Source organism: Aquilutibacter rugosus, assembly GCF_036541335.1.
GTDB lineage: Bacteria > Pseudomonadota > Gammaproteobacteria > Xanthomonadales > Xanthomonadaceae > Aquilutibacter > Aquilutibacter rugosus.
The window spans coordinates 968,654-986,155 of sequence record NZ_JAZHBO010000001.1 but is presented as its reverse complement, the minus strand read 5'-3'; the positions used below and the strand labels follow the sequence as shown (position 1 = coordinate 986,155).

15 protein-coding genes are annotated in these 17,502 nt (G+C 62.6%); 2 read left to right on the top strand and 13 right to left on the bottom strand.

Features of this window, described 5'->3' with window-relative positions; genetic code table 11:
• Positions 1-48 precede the first annotated feature (48 nt).
• The 11 genes from tkt to pilM all read right to left on the bottom strand — a co-directional run bounded on the left by tkt (position 49) and on the right by pilM (position 11,437).
• Positions 49-2,040: a transketolase gene (tkt, locus tag V3390_RS04545; RefSeq protein ID WP_331703533.1), complete on the bottom strand. Its 1,992-nt coding sequence runs from the start codon at positions 2,038-2,040 to the stop codon at positions 49-51.
• A 97-nt stretch (positions 2,041-2,137) separates the two neighbouring features.
• A complete protein-coding gene (locus V3390_RS04540) occupies positions 2,138-2,440 on the bottom strand; it encodes a hypothetical protein (protein WP_331703532.1) in 303 nt (100 codons plus the stop codon).
• A gap of 29 nt (positions 2,441-2,469) precedes the next feature.
• Positions 2,470-4,107, bottom strand: coding sequence for a vWA domain-containing protein (locus V3390_RS04535; RefSeq protein ID WP_331703531.1), 1,638 nt, complete (start codon positions 4,105-4,107; stop codon positions 2,470-2,472).
• Complete coding sequence (locus tag V3390_RS04530; RefSeq protein ID WP_331703530.1) at positions 4,104-5,120, bottom strand: VWA domain-containing protein; 1,017 nt, start codon at positions 5,118-5,120, stop codon at positions 4,104-4,106. The genes V3390_RS04535 and V3390_RS04530 overlap by 4 nt, the downstream gene beginning before the upstream one ends.
• A gap of 14 nt (positions 5,121-5,134) precedes the next feature.
• Positions 5,135-5,590, bottom strand: coding sequence for a DUF4381 domain-containing protein (locus V3390_RS04525; protein ID WP_331703529.1), 456 nt, complete (start codon positions 5,588-5,590; stop codon positions 5,135-5,137).
• A complete protein-coding gene (locus V3390_RS04520; protein WP_331703528.1) occupies positions 5,590-6,516 on the bottom strand; it encodes a DUF58 domain-containing protein in 927 nt (308 codons plus the stop codon). Before V3390_RS04520 ends, V3390_RS04525 begins: the two co-directional genes overlap by 1 nt.
• Before the next feature lie 15 nt (positions 6,517-6,531).
• Complete coding sequence (locus tag V3390_RS04515; protein ID WP_331689175.1) at positions 6,532-7,548, bottom strand: AAA family ATPase; 1,017 nt, start codon at positions 7,546-7,548, stop codon at positions 6,532-6,534.
• Positions 7,549-7,648: 100 nt separating this feature from the next.
• Positions 7,649-8,980, bottom strand: coding sequence for a type IV pilus secretin PilQ (gene pilQ / locus V3390_RS04510; RefSeq protein ID WP_331703527.1), 1,332 nt, complete (start codon positions 8,978-8,980; stop codon positions 7,649-7,651).
• Entirely contained in the window at positions 8,977-9,879 is a 903-nt protein-coding gene (locus tag V3390_RS04505; protein ID WP_331703526.1) for a pilus assembly protein PilP, read from the bottom strand. Before V3390_RS04505 ends, pilQ begins: the two co-directional genes overlap by 4 nt.
• Positions 9,876-10,442 (bottom strand): PilN domain-containing protein, encoded by a 567-nt coding sequence (locus V3390_RS04500; protein WP_331703525.1) that lies wholly within the window; start codon positions 10,440-10,442, stop codon positions 9,876-9,878. The genes V3390_RS04505 and V3390_RS04500 overlap by 4 nt, the downstream gene beginning before the upstream one ends.
• Positions 10,443-10,450: 8 nt before the next feature.
• Positions 10,451-11,437 (bottom strand): type IV pilus biogenesis protein PilM, encoded by a 987-nt coding sequence (gene pilM, locus V3390_RS04495; RefSeq protein ID WP_331689171.1) that lies wholly within the window; start codon positions 11,435-11,437, stop codon positions 10,451-10,453.
• 173 nt (positions 11,438-11,610) lie between these two features.
• On the opposite strand from pilM, the gene V3390_RS04490 reads away from it, so the two are divergent.
• Together V3390_RS04490 and V3390_RS04485 are read left to right on the top strand one after the other, a co-directional pair.
• A complete protein-coding gene (locus V3390_RS04490; RefSeq protein ID WP_425493012.1) occupies positions 11,611-14,229 on the top strand; it encodes a penicillin-binding protein 1A in 2,619 nt (872 codons plus the stop codon).
• Between the two features lie 95 nt (positions 14,230-14,324).
• Positions 14,325-14,978 (top strand): hypothetical protein, encoded by a 654-nt coding sequence (locus V3390_RS04485; RefSeq protein ID WP_331703523.1) that lies wholly within the window; start codon positions 14,325-14,327, stop codon positions 14,976-14,978.
• 22 nt (positions 14,979-15,000) lie between these two features.
• Here V3390_RS04485 and chrA read toward each other — a convergent pair whose 3' ends face one another.
• Entirely contained in the window at positions 15,001-16,167 is a 1,167-nt protein-coding gene (chrA, locus tag V3390_RS04480) for a chromate efflux transporter (RefSeq protein ID WP_331703522.1), read from the bottom strand.
• Positions 16,168-16,172: 5 nt separating this feature from the next.
• Positions 16,173-17,468: a citrate synthase gene (locus V3390_RS04475; protein WP_331703521.1), complete on the bottom strand. Its 1,296-nt coding sequence runs from the start codon at positions 17,466-17,468 to the stop codon at positions 16,173-16,175.
• Positions 17,469-17,502: the final 34 nt, after the last annotated feature.

The following is a 17,502-nucleotide window of genomic DNA, read 5'->3' as shown; positions in this document are numbered from 1 at the left end:
GATGCCATAGCCCTGCAGGCCGCACCTGAGCCGCACCCAAACCGGGAATTAACCCAGTTGGCGCGCCGCTTCGACGACCTTGTCGGTCGTGAAGCCGAAACGCTCGAACAACTGATCGGCCGGAGCCGAAGCGCCGTAGCCGTGCATGCCGATCACGGCGCCATCCAGGCCCACGTACTGACGCCAGAACTCGGCCGTAGCGGCCTCAATGGCGACGCGCTTGCGCACCGCACGTGGCAGCACCGATTCGCGATACTCGGCCGACTGACGGTCGAACACATCGGTCGAGGGCATGGACACGACGCGCACGCCATCGCCCAGCTGTTCGGCGGCTTGCATGGCCAGTCCGACCTCGGAACCGGTGGCGATCAGAATCAGCTCCGGCGTACCGACACTGTCCTTAAGGACGTAACCACCGCGGGCGATGTCGCGCACCTGCGCATCGGAACGGGCCTGATGCGGCAGGTTCTGGCGCGAGAACACGAGGCAGGACGGGCCTTCCTCACGGACGATGGCCTGCTGCCAGGCAACCGCCGACTCGACCGCATCGCACGGACGCCACACGTCGTTGTTCGGGATGTAGCGCAGCGCGGCCAGATGCTCGATCGGCTGGTGGGTCGGGCCGTCTTCGCCCAGACCGATGGAGTCGTGGGTGTAGACGTGGATGGCCTTGGTGCCCATCAGTGCCGACATGCGCACGGCATTGCGGGCGTAGTCGCTAAAGACCAGGAAGGTCGCATCGTACGGAATGAAACCACCGTGCAGACGCAGACCGTTGCTGATCGCGGTCATGGCGAATTCGCGCACACCGTAATACACGTAGTTGGCATCGCGGTCGGTGCCGTTGACGGAACGGCTGCCCTTCCACAAGGTCAGATTGGAGTGAGCCAAGTCGGCCGAGCCGCCGATCAGTTCCGGCAGCAGCGGGGCAAAGGCTTCGATCGCCATTTGCGAGGCCTTGCGCGAAGCGACGACCGGGCCTTCGGCTTGCAGCTTGGCAATGTAGGCAGCGGAGTCCGCCGCAAAGCTAGCCGGCAGCTCGCCGCGAATGCGGCGTTGCAGTTCCTCGGCTTGCTGCGGCTGGGCCGCGGCATAGGCCTGCAGCGCGGCATTCCAGTCGGCCTCGGCTTGTGCCTGCGCCTGCGGGTTGCGCCAGCCGGCGTAGATCGACTCGGGGATTTCGAACGGACCGTAGGTCCAGTTCAGTGCCTCGCGCGTCTTGACGATTTCATCGGGGCCGAGCGGCGCACCGTGGGCGGATTCCTTGCCGGCCTTGCCGGGCGAACCGAAACCGATCGTGGTGCGGCAGCAGATCAGCACCGGCTTGTCGCTGACTTGCAGCGCGGCCTCAATGGCGGCCTTAATGGCATCGGCATCGTGACCATCAACGCCACGGATCACTTGCCAGCCGTAGGCTTCAAAGCGAGCCGGCGTGTCATCGGTGAACCAGCCCTGCACGTCACCGTCAATGGAGATGTGGTTATCGTCCCAGAAGGCGACCAGCTTGTTCAGACCCCAGGTCCCTGCCAACGAGGCGGCTTCGTGGGAGATGCCTTCCATCAGGCAGCCGTCACCCAGGAACACCCAGGTACGGTGATCGACGATGGCGTGGCCCTCGACATTGAAGCGATTGGCGAGCACTTTTTCAGCCAGCGCCAGACCGACGGCATTAGCCAGACCTTGGCCGAGCGGACCGGTGGTCGTTTCAATGCCGTGGGTGACAAAGTTCTCGGGATGGCCCGGCGTGCGCGAGCCGAGTTGGCGGAAATTCTTGAGCTCTTCGATGGGCAGGTCGTAGCCCGTCAGGTGCAGCAGCGAGTACAGCAGCATGGAGCCGTGACCGTTGGACAGCACAAAGCGGTCGCGGTTGAACCAGTCGGGGTTGGCCGGGTTGTGCTTGAGGTAATCGGTCCACAGCACTTGCGCGATGTCCGCCATGCCCATGGGCGCACCCGGATGTCCGGAGTTGGCCTGTTGGACGGCATCAATGGAGAGGAAACGGACGGCGTTGGCCAGTTCGCGGCGGCTTGGGGTCGTCATACGGCTCACTTGGGCTGCGGAAAGAAGAAGGGGCGCTCAAACGAGCGCCCCATATTTTCGCACGATCACCGGACCTTGCGGGCCCTGCAGTGACGGATTAGTCGGGATACAACGGCGGCAGACCGGACCGACGTGACTCATTCGAGCGCCACTGCGGCCCATGAGCAAAGACCCGACGCAGTTCCTGCAGCGCCTGCGACTCGCCGCCCCGGCCCCAGCGGGCCCGCTGCCAATAGTCCAGCGTCTTGACCTGCTCGGCATCCGCCAGCCACGCCATCACCGTCTCCAGACCGGTCGGATTGGCAATGGCCTTGGCCTCGCCGGGTAACAGCGCAATCAGGGCCGCTTCAATGCGGCCGGCATCGCCTTCGGCAAGCGCTTGGACCCAGGACTCGGCCACGGTTCGGTCGGATCGTTTCCCCCACGGCATCACAGGTCTCCCTGCGCCTGCAGGCGCCGCAGATATTCAAGATAAAACTTGGCCCGCAACAGACCGCCCGGATCGTCTTTCACTTGCGCCAGCCGCTTGCGCAGATCCTCGCGCGACTGCTGTTCCTTGGCGGTATAGGGCTTGCCGGTAAGCGGATTGATATGGTCATCGCGTTTTTGCATCTGCTTGGCCTTTTCCTTGGCCCGCTCAGCCCTGGCCTTCGCCTCCGCCTCGCGCTGTTTGCGTAGCGCCTCCTGCTGTTTGCGCAAGCGGTCCGCGTCCTTCTGCGATTGGCCCTGTTTGGTTTGCGGTGCCTTGGGCTTGTCGAAGGCATTGAGCTGCGCCTTCAACGCCGCCTCGACGATGGCCTTATTGATCTTGGCGTCGCGGTTGGCCGGATCGGCAGCCAAGGCTTGCCGGTACTGTTCGATGGCCGGTTTCAGCTGACCCGACTTGGCCAGTGCGTTGGCCTGGTTGTAGCGTGCTTGCGCGCCGGACACACCGGCGTAGGCGCTCGCCGCTTCGGCATAGCGTCCGGCCGCGTACGCGTCATCACCGGCCTGTGCCAGACGAGCCTGGCTTTGCTCCATGGTGCTCCACCATGTGGCGCGCGGAGCGGGCGCCGGTGCCACCTGCGCCTGCGCAGCGGTCGGATTCAAATACATCGCGCCGGCCAGCAGCGCCCCAAGCAGCGGTACGTTCAAGGCCAACTGGCGACGGCGAAACGCCAACGGTGCGAGCAGCAGAATGAAAGGCAACAACCAGAACCCGTTGTCCTGGCGCACATACCCGTTGCGCACAGTCTGCAAGCCTTGCGCCAGCCGACTACCCGCTGACTTTTCCGGTCGCAGGTGGTCCCAGTCGGATTGACCGGCGGGATCGACACGCGCGTACCGCCCACCGCCCGCCGACGCCACGGCCTGCAAGGCCGACTCATTAAGCGTCGCGGCGGTTCCCAGGCCCATAACCGAAACTGTGAAGCCACGTGCGCTCGCCTTGGCTGCCGCGTCGGCAGCCGCCGTGTCCGCATCGCCGGTCAACACCAGCAGTGTGCCGCCGACCTGGCCATCGCGCTGAGCCAATTGACTGGCGTAGTCCAACGCCATGGCCAGATTGCGCCCGTTGCGCGGCATGATATCCGGCGACAGCTGATCCAGATACACCTCGACGTTCGCGGGATCCTCGGTCATTGGCGAAATGGTGAAGGGCTGATCGGCATACACAACCATCCCGACATCACCCGCCCAGTCCTTGAGCAAGCCGCGCAGTTTGGCACTGCCCAGTTCAAGCCGCGAAGGCGCCACGTCGTCGCGCAGCATGTCGGTGGACAGATCCATCACCACGACCAGCGGATCGTTGCGATCCCACAGCGGCTGTTCGGATTGGCGCACGCTAGGTCCGGCTAAGGCGAGCAACACCAACGTCATCATCACGCTGACCCACAGGGCGGCGCCCCACCCGCGTGAACTCGCAGCAGGCTCCAGCACCGCCGGCTGCAGCTCCGGATCCACATAGCGCTCCCAGATGCCGGCCTGACCGCGCTGGCGCAGCACCAGCCACGCGCACAAAGGCACTAGCGGCAACAGAAACAACCAGGCGGGCCGCAAGAACAGAAACGGTGCGGGATCGAAATTCATGCACGCCTCCGCTGCAGTGCATCCCAGCACAGCGCACCAAGACTCAAGGCCAAAGCCAGCGCCAACGGCCAGTAGTAAAGACTGATTACCGGACGAATCGATTTCGACTTACGGGTTATCGGCTCCAACTGCTGAATCTCGTTGTAAATCTGCGCCAGTTCCTCGGTCTTGCGGGCGCGGAATGCCTTGCCCGATGTGGCAGCAGCAAGCCGTTGCAATGCCTGTTCGTCAATGTCATCGCGCGGCATGTTGATGGGCAGGCGGAAACCGAAGATTGTCAGCGCCGGATCGTCACCGAAGCCAACCGCATACGTTCTGACACCTAGGCGAGCAGCCAGATCGGCGGCATCGTCGGTGGTGAGCGTGCCCGCGGTGTTGTACCCGTCGGTCAGCAAAATGACAACCCGTTGCGATTGCATCGGAGTATCCAGACGCTTCACTGCCAGAGCCACGGCATCGCCGATGGCCGTAGCCGGCCCGGCCATCGCTGCCTCTAGCGTCGCCAGCTGGGCCTGAACCGCTTTCAGGTCGCGCGTCAGCGGCGTCACCACATACGCATTACTGCCGAAGGCAATCAATCCGATCCGATCGCCCTCGCGCCGTTCCAGAAATTCATCGAGGATGACCTTGGCGGCCGTGAGTCGATCGACCTGCCGCGCGCCCACCGTCATGTCGTCCGCCGTCATGCTTGCCGACAGATCGAGTACCACCATCAGATCGCGCCCCATGGCCGGCGGCGTCACCGGCGGTCCCAGCAGGCGCGGCAAGGCAGCCGCCACCACCAGTGCGCACCAGGCCAACCACAGCAACGGATTGGCGGCGCGACCGCGACCACGTAGGGCCCGATGATCCCGCACGGCCGCCACGTCGGCGGTCGGCATGATCAGCGCAGCGCTTTGCTTCTTGCGCGCCGGCAACAGAAAATGCACCAGCAAGGGCACGGGCAGCAGCCACAGCATCATCGGCAATTCAAACTGGATCTGCCGCCACAGGGACAGGTCGAACAGTTCCATTCCGGCCATCGCGATCATATGTTTCGCACCCACCGCATGAAGCGCCGTTCCACGGCATCGCGCAACCGGTCGCGATCGGCCACCGCCACATCGCGGCGGAAACCGCCATCCAGAATCAGCGCACCGAGTTCGTCACGGAACGGTCGGTCCTTGAGTCCGCGATTCAACACGGCCAGCCACTCTTCGCCCTGCAGATGTGCTGCCTGCGGCTGATGCAGGCGGGCGGCACGACGCAACAGTTCGGACATCATGCCGACTTGCGCTGCCGGTGCCTCAAAGCGTTCGAGCTCCTGATCAAAGTAGCCACGTACGCGGGCACGCCGTTGCGCTTGCGCGCGCCGCCACCACCACACCGCGGTCGCAACGAGGATCGTGGCGGCGATCAGTAGCCACCAACCGGGAGCCAATGGCCACCATGGAATCGATTCGGTGGCATGAATGTTCCGCAGTGGCAGATTGGGCGTTGCCATCAAGCTACCTGCGACACGGATTGACGCACCAGATCGAGCCAGGCATCAGGGGCGTCTGCAGTTGAGACGGCAGCAGCCCGTACGCCAATGCGAGACAGATCTGCCATCGCCTGGCGCAAGGGCGCAGCGAACTGCGCATCCCATGAATCTCGCGTAGCCGCAGCGCTCAGGTCCAATTTGACCGCTTGGCCCTGGCTGCGGAATGCGGCGTAGGCGGATGGCGGTTGCAGCTCGAGCGGATCCGTCAGCAGCAGTACCAGCAATTCCTTGTGCTGCGACAGAGCCGCCCACTGCGAGGATTCGATATCCAGCACGCTGCGCGGGTCGGCCAGAACCACCACGCGGGTGCCAGGCTTGGCCAGACGAATCGCGTGACGAACCGCCATCGCCAGGCCACCGTCGTCCGTCGGCGGTTCGGTATACCAGCGGCGCAGTGCATTGAGCACGGGCAAGGCGCCACGCATACCCGAAGCGGGCCGCTGGGGTTCTTCGGCACGACTGCCGCGCAACGCCGCAACGCGATCGCCATCTTTGATCGCTTGCCACACGGCGACAGCACCGAGGCGGGCAGCCTGCACGGATTTAAAGCAGACGCGGGTGCCGAAATACAGACGCGGCGAGGTATCAGCGACCAGCAGCGTCAGTCGCTCGCGTTCAACCTGGAACACCTTGCTGTGGGCTTTGCCGGTCCGCGCCGTCAGGCGCCAGTCCATATGGCGCGCATCGTCACCATGCTGATACTCACGCGATTCAGCGTATTCCATGCCGCGGCCGCGCAAGGGCGACATTGAGGGTCCGCTGACGCCGACTCGTCCGCGTTTGGCCGGCTTTCGGCGCTGCACCAGCTCGCGCAAGCCAATCAGCTGAGCGAGTTGCGGTTGCGTACCCGAATTAGCGGCGGGCGATGCGGGAGTCTTGACGGCCAAGTTTGCGGATCCGGATTACGGCAATGGCACCACGCGCAGCACCTCATTAACGAGGCGCTCGCCATCCCAGCCTTCGGCCGTGGCTTCGTAGCTCGGCAAAATACGATGCCGCAGCACGTCGACGGCGACCGCGCGCACATCGTCCGGGGTCACATAGTCGCGACCCTCGAGCCAGGCACGCGCACGTGCACAGCGTTCCAGTGCAATGGTTCCGCGCGGACTGGCACCCCACGCAATCCGACGATGCAACTCACCGTCATAACGTTGCGCATTGCGCGATGCCAGCACCACTTCAATCAGATAGCGTTCCACGGGTTCGGACAGATGCACATCCAGAACCTGCTGACGCGCGGCCTGCACTTCATCGGCAGTGAGATGCAGACCGTCTGCGCCTTGTTGATTCGGCGTGCCCGAGGCTTGCTCACGTCGTGCCCGCTCACGGGCAATCGACAGAATCTTGGTTTCCGCACCCGCATCGGGATAGCCGATCACCACATGCATCAGGAACCGGTCCAGCTGTGCCTCTGGCAGCGGGAAGGTGCCCTCCTGCTCGATCGGATTTTGCGTCGCCATCACCAGGAACAGCGACGGCAGCGCATACGTCCGACCGCCGACGCTGACTTGTCGCTCGCCCATCGCTTCGAGCAGGGCCGACTGCACCTTGGCGGGCGCGCGGTTGATTTCGTCAGCCAGCAGAATCGGGTGAAACACCGGACCCGGCACGAACTCAAATCGCCCCTCGTTAGGGCGCCACACGTCGGTACCGGTCAAGTCGGCCGGCAACAGATCCGGCGTGAACTGGATCCGCGCAAACTCCGCATCCAGACGCGAAGCCAAGGCCCGGATGGCCGTGGTCTTGGCCAGGCCCGGCGCGCCTTCGACCAATAAGTGGCCATCGGCCAGCAGCGCGATGATCAGCCGCTCCACCAGATGGGACTGCCCGACAATCTCCTGGGCCAGCGCATCGCGCAGAGCACGGAAACGGTCAACCAATGGAGGCGTACGGGGTTGGACGGCAATGGGGTCGGACATAAGCGCGTTCGAATTGGCGATGAAAGCGCCATTATGGCCAATGCCTCGTTAAGTTGTCATGCGCACATCGTCACTCTCAGAAGTCTTCATTGCCGTTGATTCAGCTTTGAGTCGGCTGCGCAGGCAATACCGTCGGCGTCAGAAAGATCAGCAATTCGGCCCGATCGTGTTGCGCCCGGGTCTTGCGAAACCACGCACCGAGCCACGGTAAATCTCCAAGGAACGGCAACCCGCTGCGCGCGTCCTGGCGCAGATCCTCCTGCACGCCACCAACCACCAAGGTCTGACCGTTACGCAACAGCACCGACGTTGTCACTTCGCGCTTGTTGATCTGCGGGATATCCCCCACGGTCGTCTGCACATAGCCGTCGAGCTCATCCTTTTTCAGCTGCACCTGCAGAAAGACCTCGCCATCGGGCGTGATGGTCGGCGTGACTTGCAGCTCCAACAGCGCCTCCTTAAACGCCACATTGGGCGAAGGATCCCCGTTACCGTGATTTTGCAGGGTCACGTAGCCGATCTCACGACCTTGGGCGATTCGCGCCGATTGCTGGTTGGTGGTAATGATTCGCGGTTGCGAAATAATCTGTCCCTGCCCGGTGGCCTGCATGGCCTGCAGTTCCAGGTCGACTTGTGTGCCTGCCCGCAACACACTCAGGGCGGCGGCACCGGCGGGACTTGCCAACGCCAGACCCGTCATCAGCGCCGATTTGGCCAAGGAGCCCTCGCTTATATTCTCTGCGGTCGTCTCCAGATTCCCGCCCAGCGCATAGCGACCACGTTGCGCATTGACGCCGAAACGCGAACCGAGCTCGCGACCGAACCGCTCCGAAGCCACCACGACCCGCGCCTCAATCAGCACTTGCTGAGCCGGCACATCGAGCTGCCGGACCAGCGCTTTGAGCTTGGTGATCTTTTCGGGTACATCGCTAACGACCAGCATGTTGCTGCGCTCGTCCGCAAACAGCCGACCGCGTGACGACAAGAACGCCCCGGCGGTGTCTGTCGCATTCACTGCAGCGCCCGCAGTCGCCGCAGTCGCCGAGGCCAGACCTTTTGCATCAGTAATCGCTTTGGCAATTTGCGCGGCACTGTGGAATCGGATCGGGATCGTGACGGTTTCCAGAGGCACATCGCCATCGTCGCTGAGCGGACCCGGCCCTACCCACAGCACACCGTTTTGCTCACGCACGACCAGTCCTTTGCTACGGGCGATTACGGTCAGTGCGTCTCGCCAAGGAATGCGGTCAAGCTTTAGGGTCACGGTACCGACGACGCTGTCGGCCGTCGCGATGCTGACCCCCGCCTCCTGCGCGACCAGCTGCAGCGCGATGCGGACGGGCAGATCCTGCGCATCCACGGAAATTAGACGCTCCTGGGCTTGCCCCGTTCCGGCCAGCCACAACAGGACAAACAACCAGGCAGACTTCATGGTGATACTCCTAAAGATTGCGGTGGCAGGGCCAGCACGGTCTCACCGGCGATGAGACGGTCAGCAGCAATCGCAGTAATGCGCGCACGCTCCATGCCGATGCGATCCCCGACCGCGACGCGATACAGCGTGTTGCCGGCAAGCAGCAAGCCTTGCCGTTGGGCGGCGACTCCGATCGTGCCGACATATCGCAGATGGCTGAGCGACTGCTGCGATAAGGGCAAGGGCGGCCAGGCAGAAGTCGCGTCCGCGACCGTCGCTACTGCACCGGGTACCGATACGGTGCCAATTGATGGCACCGGCAAGGACGCCTCGGGCGGCGCAAACGGATCCCGATCGGCGCGCGCCGCATGCCCTAAAGGATCAAATGCGATGGCCTTCGTTTTGCCTGCACTCCATGGGTCGAGTTGTCCATCCCATTCCAGGCCTTGGCCGCGCCATTCCACCCGCAGCTGTCGCCACCCGGCCAGTAAGGGATCGGATGGCGTCGCCGCACCCTGTAACCAACCCATCAGGTCGCTAAATCGGCCACGCCCGTTGACTTGCAGTGCGCCCTGGTCCTCCAGCGCCGCTACGCCACCCGTTGCAGCCCTGCGCACCAGCACTGCCATTGCCGTCGGAAGCGCACCCTGCCCGCCAAACCTCTGCAACTCCAGTCGTTGTTGCGCCACGCCCCGGACACGCTCCTGTGCACGGCCCTGCTCCGCCGTCGCTGCCTGTAGGGCCAGTTCGGCCCGCTGCCGTGCCTGATAGGCCGGCCGCGCCAGTAGCGCTACCGCTACGGTCGCTACCAGTAACGCGCATAGAACCATCGCCGCTGCACGCAAGGGCACCGGCCAATCTTCGGGAGTGCGCCAGTTCACATCCGCCAGTTGCTGTTTCAACCATTGCCGGTTCATGCGGTCTTGTCCTTACTCGCGGCTTTGACCTTGGGCTTGATGAGCAACTGGAACCCACGCAATTCACCGTTAGCGGAGCCCACCATTGGCGCCGTCGTTGGCCATCCGCGCGCCTTTAAGGCCCGCACGAAATCGAGCGCCAGCGCCTTGCTGCTGACCGTCCCGGCAATCTGCACCGCATCGCCCTCGATCGCGACCGACTCCAGCCGCACACCCTCGGCAGCATGTGCGCTGAGATCCCGAAACAAGTACAGGATCCGCGAATGCTCCAGTGCCGCCGCCTGTCGCCAGGCCGGTACCGAACGCCAGCGTTGCAGCGCCTGCTCCACGGCGGCCGCCTCTGCCAGGCCGGGTGCCATCGCTCTTAGTTCTGCCTGGACGGCCTGCTGTCGAACGCGAGACTGCGCAGCGATCTGTAGCCAATGCCAACGCAGGGCCCACACCGCCACCAGCACCAACGCGCACAGCACCAAGGTGATCGCGATCAGATTGCGAAGCGATCGCCGCCGGCTGGTACCGCGCCAATCGGCCAGATTCACGCCGGAGCCGATGCGCAAATGCACAGGCACACTCATTCGAAACCCCGCAAGGCCAGCGATAGCGGGACAAAGGCCTGCGAACGCAACTGCAGCGGATCCATCTCCTGCACTCCGCGGCCCAGTTGCACCACCGCCTCCGCGCGCCACGGTTCGACCGGCATCCCGATCCAGTCGGCCAGTTCGGTGACCCAGTGCGCATCCAGACTCAGACCACCCGTCACCTGCAGCTGATCCAGATGCTCGATCCCGGTATGTCGATGAAAAGCCTGCACCAGCGACCGCACGGTATCAATAAAGGACTCACTCGAAGGACCTGCCAGCACATCGAACCGGTCAGGATCCCAACGCTGCGCGCGGTGAAACAGCGGATGATCACCGCGCAGCACACTCAAATGGATGCCGCCCGCGCCCAGATCAAACACCGCAACAACCGGCGCACCGCTGTCGTAGTGCACTAGCGGATGGCCGATGCCATGCCGAGCGACCATGCTGTCCACTTCGAGAATGGTCGGTTGCCAGCCCGCACGGCGGAACAGTTCGGCGTGGTGGCGCACATCCACCGTCTTGGCGGCGACTAGCAGCAAGTCGCGTAATTCGTCGTCGATTCGAGCGCTGCCAAGCGAGGCGACATCCACAGCCAACGGAATCTGTGGATCCCGGATCAATGTGCGGGCCTCACGCCGGGCCAGGGCCATGGTTTCACGCGCGGGCAGATTGCGCTCCACCCGCAGCACTTTGAACTGCACCGCCGCATCCGGCAAGGCGGTGACAATCTCGGTGCGCGGCAAGCCGCTTTTGACGCGCAGGCGGCGCAGGGCCTCCACCACGGCCTCAGGGTTGCGGATCCGGCCATCGACGACGGCACCATGCGGCAGCGGCTCGACCAGAAAGCGCTCTAGGGTCCGGTCCTGCGCATGGCGACGAACGGCCGCCAACTTGACGGCGGACTGGGCAATCTCAATACCGATGCGCAGGTCACGCGACTGGCGGGTGACGGCGGTTTGTAGCAGACGTTGCATGGACGGCGCTCCCAAGGACTTACAGCCAGTCTGGTGCGGCGCCAAACGCGGGTCGATCAGCACATCGCTGAGCGCATTGTCAGCAAGCCGATCACAACGGGCGACCGAGCGGACTTCCGTATAATCGAGGAATGACTGAACCGACCTCGACTCCGACCGGCCTCAGGGCCCGCATGCCTAAGAACAAGTACTGGCGCTGGGCGCTGCTGAGTGCAGCCGGTTTGTTCCTGCTGGGGCTGCTGACCGTAGTCGGCATCTACACGTTCCTGACACCGCGCATGCCCGGTGCCGCGGAGCTGCGCGAGATGCAGCTCGAGGAGCCGATGTACGTCTATTCCGCTGACGGCAAACTCATGAGCCTGTATGGCGAAGGCCGCCGTTATCCCGTCGCGATCAAGGACGTGCCCGACCGTCTCAAGCAGGCCTTTATCTCGATCGAGGATCAGAATTTCTACAAGCACCCCGGTATTGATGCCAAGGGTATTGGCCGGGCCGTGTGGCTGTTGCTGACCACCAGCGATGACCGCGTACCGGGCGGTTCCACCATCACGCAACAAGTGGTGCGGCAGGTCTTTCTGACCAACAAATACAGTTACTCGCGCAAGCTGTCTGAAATCTTCCTTGCGCTCAAGATTGAACGCGAGCTCAGCAAGGATGAGATCTTCGAGATCTATCTCAACAAGAGCTTCTTCGGTAACCGTGCATATGGCGTGGGTGCCGCGGCCGAATTCTACTTCGGCAAAAAACTCAAAGACCTGTCGTTGGATGAGATGGCCTCGTTGGCCGGCGTGCCCAAGTTCCCTTCGAGCGGTAACCCGCTGGATAATCCCGAACGCGCCAAGATCCGCCGCGACTATATTCTGCAGCGCATGAGTGAGCTGGGTTACATCAGTGCGGACGAGATGCGCTCTGCGCAGGCTGTGCCGATGCATGCCACACCGCACGAGCGCCAGATCGAGGTGTATGCCCCGTATGTGGCCGAAATGGTCCGCCAGGAGATGATCCAGCGCTACGGCAAGGACATCATGAAAAAGGGCCTGCATATCACCACCACGGTGGACCCGAAGCTGCAGGCCGCTGCCGACCGCGCCCTCACCTTTGGCCTGGATCTTTATCAGCGCCGTCACGGCTGGGCCGGTGCCACCAAGAACTTTGAGTTGCCCCGCAACGAGGACGTCGCCGACACCGCCGAACGTCTGCAGGATTACTTCCCGCAGAACACCATGGTGCCGGGCATCGTGCTGGCCACTCCGGGCGGTGGCGCCGATGTCGTGCTCAAGAACGGCAAGGTCCATAAGCTGCTCGCGGGACAGGGCTATCGTGGGGCCAACCCCGCCGGCCAAGTAAAGCGTGGCGACTTGGTCTATCTGCGTCCGGAGCGTGATGCGGCCGGCAAGGTCATCAACCCGGACAATCCGCGGTACACACTGGGCCAAGTGCCGCGCGCGCAAGCCGCCCTGATTTCGATCGATTCGGATACCGGTGAAATTCGAGCTCTGACCGGCGGTTACAGTTTCGAAGGCAACAAGTTCAATCGCGCGATCCAGGCGAAGCGTCAGCCGGGCTCTTCGTTCAAACCGTTTGTGTATGCAGCGGCACTCGAGCGCGGCATGAATCCGGGTTCGATCGTGCAGGATGCCCCGCTGGAACTGCGCATGGGCAAGGGCAAGATCTGGCGCCCGCAGAACGATGGCGGCGGGTTCTCCGGACCGATTCGCATCCGTGATGCGCTGGTCCGCTCCAAGAACCTGGTTTCGATTCGTCTGCTCAAGACTATCGGTATCGACTATGCCATCAAGTACATCAGCTATTTCGGTTTTGATGCCAAGACGCTGCCGCGCAACCTGACGATGGCTCTGGGCACCGCCGATCTGCCGCCCATGAAAATGGCCGAAGGTTTTCTCGCCTTCAATAACGGTGGCTATCACGTCATTCCGTGGTTTATCTCGGAGATCCGTGATCGTCAGGGCAACCTGATCTACAAGCACAAGCCGGCAGTCGCCTGCTCCAACTGCGACAGCGGTCTGGGCAACGGCCTCAACACGCCGGCGCCGACCAGCTACCAGCTCGATGGCTTCGACTTCTCCCCGGCGCGCAAGCCCAAGGTTGCCGGTGATTCGGAACAGGCCAAGGCACAGAATGCGCAGGCCGATCAGGACGCTGCCGATGCGCCGACCAAGCTGCCTGAGGGTTTTGATCCCAAGACGGCCACCATTGCTCAGCGGGCTATGGATCCGCGCGTGGCCTTCCAAGTGAATTCGATGATGCGCGATGTCGTGCAACGCGGTACGGCAACGGCGGCGTTGGTGCTGAACCGGCCGGACATCGGCGGCAAGACGGGTTCCACCAACGATCACCGCGACGCCTGGTTCGCCGGTTTTGGCGGTCGCTACACCACCGTGGTCTGGGTCGGACGCGATGACTTCAAGACACTGGGGCGCGGCGAATACGGCGGTGCGTCGGCCTTGCCGATCTGGATCAACTTCATGCGCACTGCGCTGAACAAAGAGCCGGTCAAGAAGCTTGAAGTACCTAAGGGCATGATCAAAGTGGCGCAATCGGGCAGCCGCATGAGTACGGTCAACAAAGATGCAGCGGGCGAATGGGTCAAGGAAGAAGATCTCGATATGAGCGACTTCTATGTCGATTTCGGCGAGAAGCAGCCTGAAGTGCCTACGACCGGCGCCAAACCCGCCGCCGCGCCGCGCGAGGAATCCTCGACGGCGGCTCCTGCAACGGCACCTGACGCCACAACGGAACCGGTGACACCGCCGCAGGTCGAGACGTTCTAAGCGTCACTACCTTGTGCTATGGTTGCGGGGACATCGTGTTGTACGGTGTCCCCGTTTTCATTACGGGTCGGCGCCGCCATCGCGAGGACATGCAGATGCCCAACGCACGCCAGCACGCCATCGAGCATTCGCAGACGCGAACGCGTGAGCGACGCCATCGCGTCGCTACTGAAGCCGCCAAGATTATTGCCCAGGGCGGTACCCGCGATTATCTTCAGGCCAAACATAAAGCGGCCGAACGTCTGGGTATTTTTGATGATGCCTCGTTGCCGCGGAACACCGAGATTGAAGCGGCTCTGCGTGAATATCAGCGCCTGTTTGTGACGGGCCAGGATCGCGCGCTGCAGCGCCGGCGAGAGGCCGCAGTCGAGGCCTTACAGTTCTTTGCATCATTTGACCCGCGCTTAGTGGGCCCGGTGCTCGAAGGCACGGCCGATCATCGTTCGCCGGTCACGCTGCATGTGCATAGCGACGAACCCGAAGCATTGGATCGCTGGCTGGATCAGCATCGCATTGACCACGAAGTGCGATCGCGACGCATTCGGTTGGATCGGGAGCGCGAACTCGAAGCGCCGGTCTATCGCTTTGAGGCCGACGAGCTGCCGATTGAAATCATTGCCTTGCCCGCTACGGCCTTGCGTCAGGCGCCGTTATCGGTAATCGACGAGCGGCCGATACGACGGGCGAATCTGGCGCAGGCACAGGCGTTACTGGCAGACGATGAGATCACGGCGTTTTTTGGTCGCTAAGCCGATGGGCAGTCAGGCCTTATCAGGCACCTAGGAACTGCCGACCGACCAGTGCGCAGAGTGCGACCACGATGATCGGTGGCATGCGCCGCCATTGCAGTAGCAGAAACGCCAATACGGCCACGACTGCATGCGCAGCGCCCGGCACACCGCTGCTGACAACGGGATTGATCCAAGCGGCGATCAGCAAACCGACTACGGCCGCATTGACGACATTGAGCGCATTGCGCATGCGCGCATTGCGACGAAGGCGTTGCCAGTACGGTAACGCGCCGCACACGAGCAGAAATGACGGCAGGAAAATCGCGATTAGGGCCAGCACGCCCACCCACAGTTTGCCGCCGGCAGCCACACCGAGATACGCAGCGAGGGCGAACAGCGGCCCGGGCAAAGCCTGCGCGAGACCATAGCCGGCCAGGAACCGATCAGCGTCAATCCAGCCTTCGGTCACGTGTTGGAGCAACGGCAGCACCACGTGCCCACCGCCAAAGACCAAAGCGCCAGTGCGGTAAAAGCCGTCGGCGATTTGTACCGGCAGCTCCTGCAGTTGCGAACCGAGCGTCGTCAGCAGAATCAGTAGCGCTACAAACAGCTGCAGAAAAGGAAAATCCGAGCGCGAATGATCGACGGGCTCCATCGTCCAGGTTTCGGGTTCCCCGCGACGATTCGCGAACAGCCATCCCAGTAGCGCAAAGCTCGCCAGTACAGCCAGCTGCGCCACCGGTGTCGGGAACATCAGCATCAGTGTAGCCACAGCAATGGCGATCACCTTGCGCGCCGACGTGGTGCACAGCGAGCGCCACATACTCAGCACGGCCTGCAGCACGATGGCCACCGCCGCGATCTTGAGCCCCTGTACGACGCCGGACTGCGCCCAATGCGGATGTCCGATTAGCAGATAGCCGGCCGCCAACATGACGATGGCCGACGGCAAGGTGAAACCCAGCCATGCAAGCAGCGCGCCCGGTACGCCGTGGAAGCGATAGCCGATCGCCATGCCGACCTGGCTGCTGGCCGGACCGGGCAGGAACTGGCACAACGCAACGAGATCGGCATACTCTTCGTCGGTTAACCAGTGACGGCGTTCAACGAAAGCGCGGCGGAAGTACCCCAGATGCGCAATCGGCCCGCCGAAACTCGACAGGCCGAGGCGCAAAAACAGCAGAAATAGCTGTATGCGGGTGGGCAAGAGACTTAGCGCTTATCGACGGGCACGTAGTCGCGGCTGACGGCGCCGGTGTAAACCTGACGCGGGCGGCCAATCTTGCTTTCCGGATCCAGCTGCTGTTCCAGCCAATGTGCAACCCAACCCGGGGTACGGCCAATGGCGAACATCACGGTGAACATTTCGACCGGAATACCCAGAGCCTTGTAAATCAGGCCCGAGTAGAAGTCGACGTTCGGATACAGCTTGCGCTGCACGAAGTACTCGTCCTTCAGTGCCGCTTCTTCGAGGCGCATGGCGACTTCGAGCAGCGGATCGTTGACGTTGAGCTGAGCCAGCACATCGTGAGTCATCTTGCGGACCAGAGCGGCGCGCGGATCGTAGTTCTTGTACACGCGATGGCCAAAGCCCATCAGGCGGAAACCCGAATCCTTGTTCTTGGCCTTTTCGACGGCAGATGCCACGTTTTCGGGCTTGCCGATTTCCTTGAGCATCTTGAGCACGGCCTCGTTGGCGCCGCCATGTGCAGGTCCCCACAATGCGGCAACACCCGAAGCCACCGAGGCATACGGGTTGGCACCGGTCGAACCGACCAGACGCACCGTCGAAGTCGAGGCGTTCTGTTCGTGATCGGCGTGCAGAATCAGCAGCAGATCCAGCGCCTTAGCAGCGACCGGATTCAGTTCGAACTCTTCCGAGGGCACTTCGCGCAGCATGGTCAGGAAACGCGAGGCGTAATCCAGATCATTGCGCGGGTAGCTCTTGGGGAAGCCGATCGAATGACGGTACGAAGCGGCAGCGATGGTCGGCACCTTGGCGATCAGGCGGATAGCAGCCAGACGGCGCTGTTCCGGATCGTCGAGATCGAGATCGTTGTGATAGATGCCCGACAGTGCGCCCAGCATGGAGATCAGCATGGCCATCGGGTGGCCATCGTGCATGAAGCCCTTGATCACCGAGTTGGCGGACTCGTGCACCATGGTGTGGTGCGTGATTTCATCTTCGAAGGCTTTGAATTCTGTCGGCGTCGGCAGTTCGCCGTGCATCAGCAGATAGGCGACTTCGAGGAAGTTCGAATGTTCCGCCAGCTGTTCAATCGGGTAGCCGCGATACAGCAGCACGCCCTGGTCGCCATCGATATAGGTGATGGCCGACTTGCACGATGCCGTGGCGGTGAAGCCCGGATCATAAGTGAACATGCCGGTTTCTTTAGGCAATTTAGCAATGTCAACGCAATCGGCGCCGATGCTCGGCTTAACGACGGGCAGTTCAACTTGCTTATCGCCTGCGTTCAAGGTCACGTTGTCGAGATGATTTACAGCCACTGACAGACTCCGGTTCAATGCATTTTTACGTACT

What these genes read in the sequence shown, in the direction of transcription:
- tkt (WP_331703533.1), bottom strand. Translation starts at nt 2,040, where the DNA reads ATGACGACCCCAAGCCGCCGCGAACTGGCCAACGCCGTCCGTTTCCTC.
- V3390_RS04535 (WP_331703531.1), bottom strand. Translation starts at nt 4,107, where the DNA reads ATGAATTTCGATCCCGCACCGTTTCTGTTCTTGCGGCCCGCCTGGTTG.
- V3390_RS04530 (WP_331703530.1), bottom strand. Translation starts at nt 5,120, where the DNA reads ATGGAACTGTTCGACCTGTCCCTGTGGCGGCAGATCCAGTTTGAATTG.
- V3390_RS04525 (WP_331703529.1), bottom strand. Translation starts at nt 5,590, where the DNA reads ATGGCAACGCCCAATCTGCCACTGCGGAACATTCATGCCACCGAATCG.
- V3390_RS04515 (WP_331689175.1), bottom strand. Translation starts at nt 7,548, where the DNA reads ATGTCCGACCCCATTGCCGTCCAACCCCGTACGCCTCCATTGGTTGAC.
- pilQ (WP_331703527.1), bottom strand. Translation starts at nt 8,980, where the DNA reads ATGAAGTCTGCCTGGTTGTTTGTCCTGTTGTGGCTGGCCGGAACGGGG.
- V3390_RS04505 (WP_331703526.1), bottom strand. Translation starts at nt 9,879, where the DNA reads ATGAACCGGCAATGGTTGAAACAGCAACTGGCGGATGTGAACTGGCGC.
- pilM (WP_331689171.1), bottom strand. Translation starts at nt 11,437, where the DNA reads ATGCAACGTCTGCTACAAACCGCCGTCACCCGCCAGTCGCGTGACCTG.
- V3390_RS04490 (WP_425493012.1), top strand. Translation starts at nt 11,611, where the DNA reads ATGCCTAAGAACAAGTACTGGCGCTGGGCGCTGCTGAGTGCAGCCGGT.
- V3390_RS04485 (WP_331703523.1), top strand. Translation starts at nt 14,325, where the DNA reads ATGCCCAACGCACGCCAGCACGCCATCGAGCATTCGCAGACGCGAACG.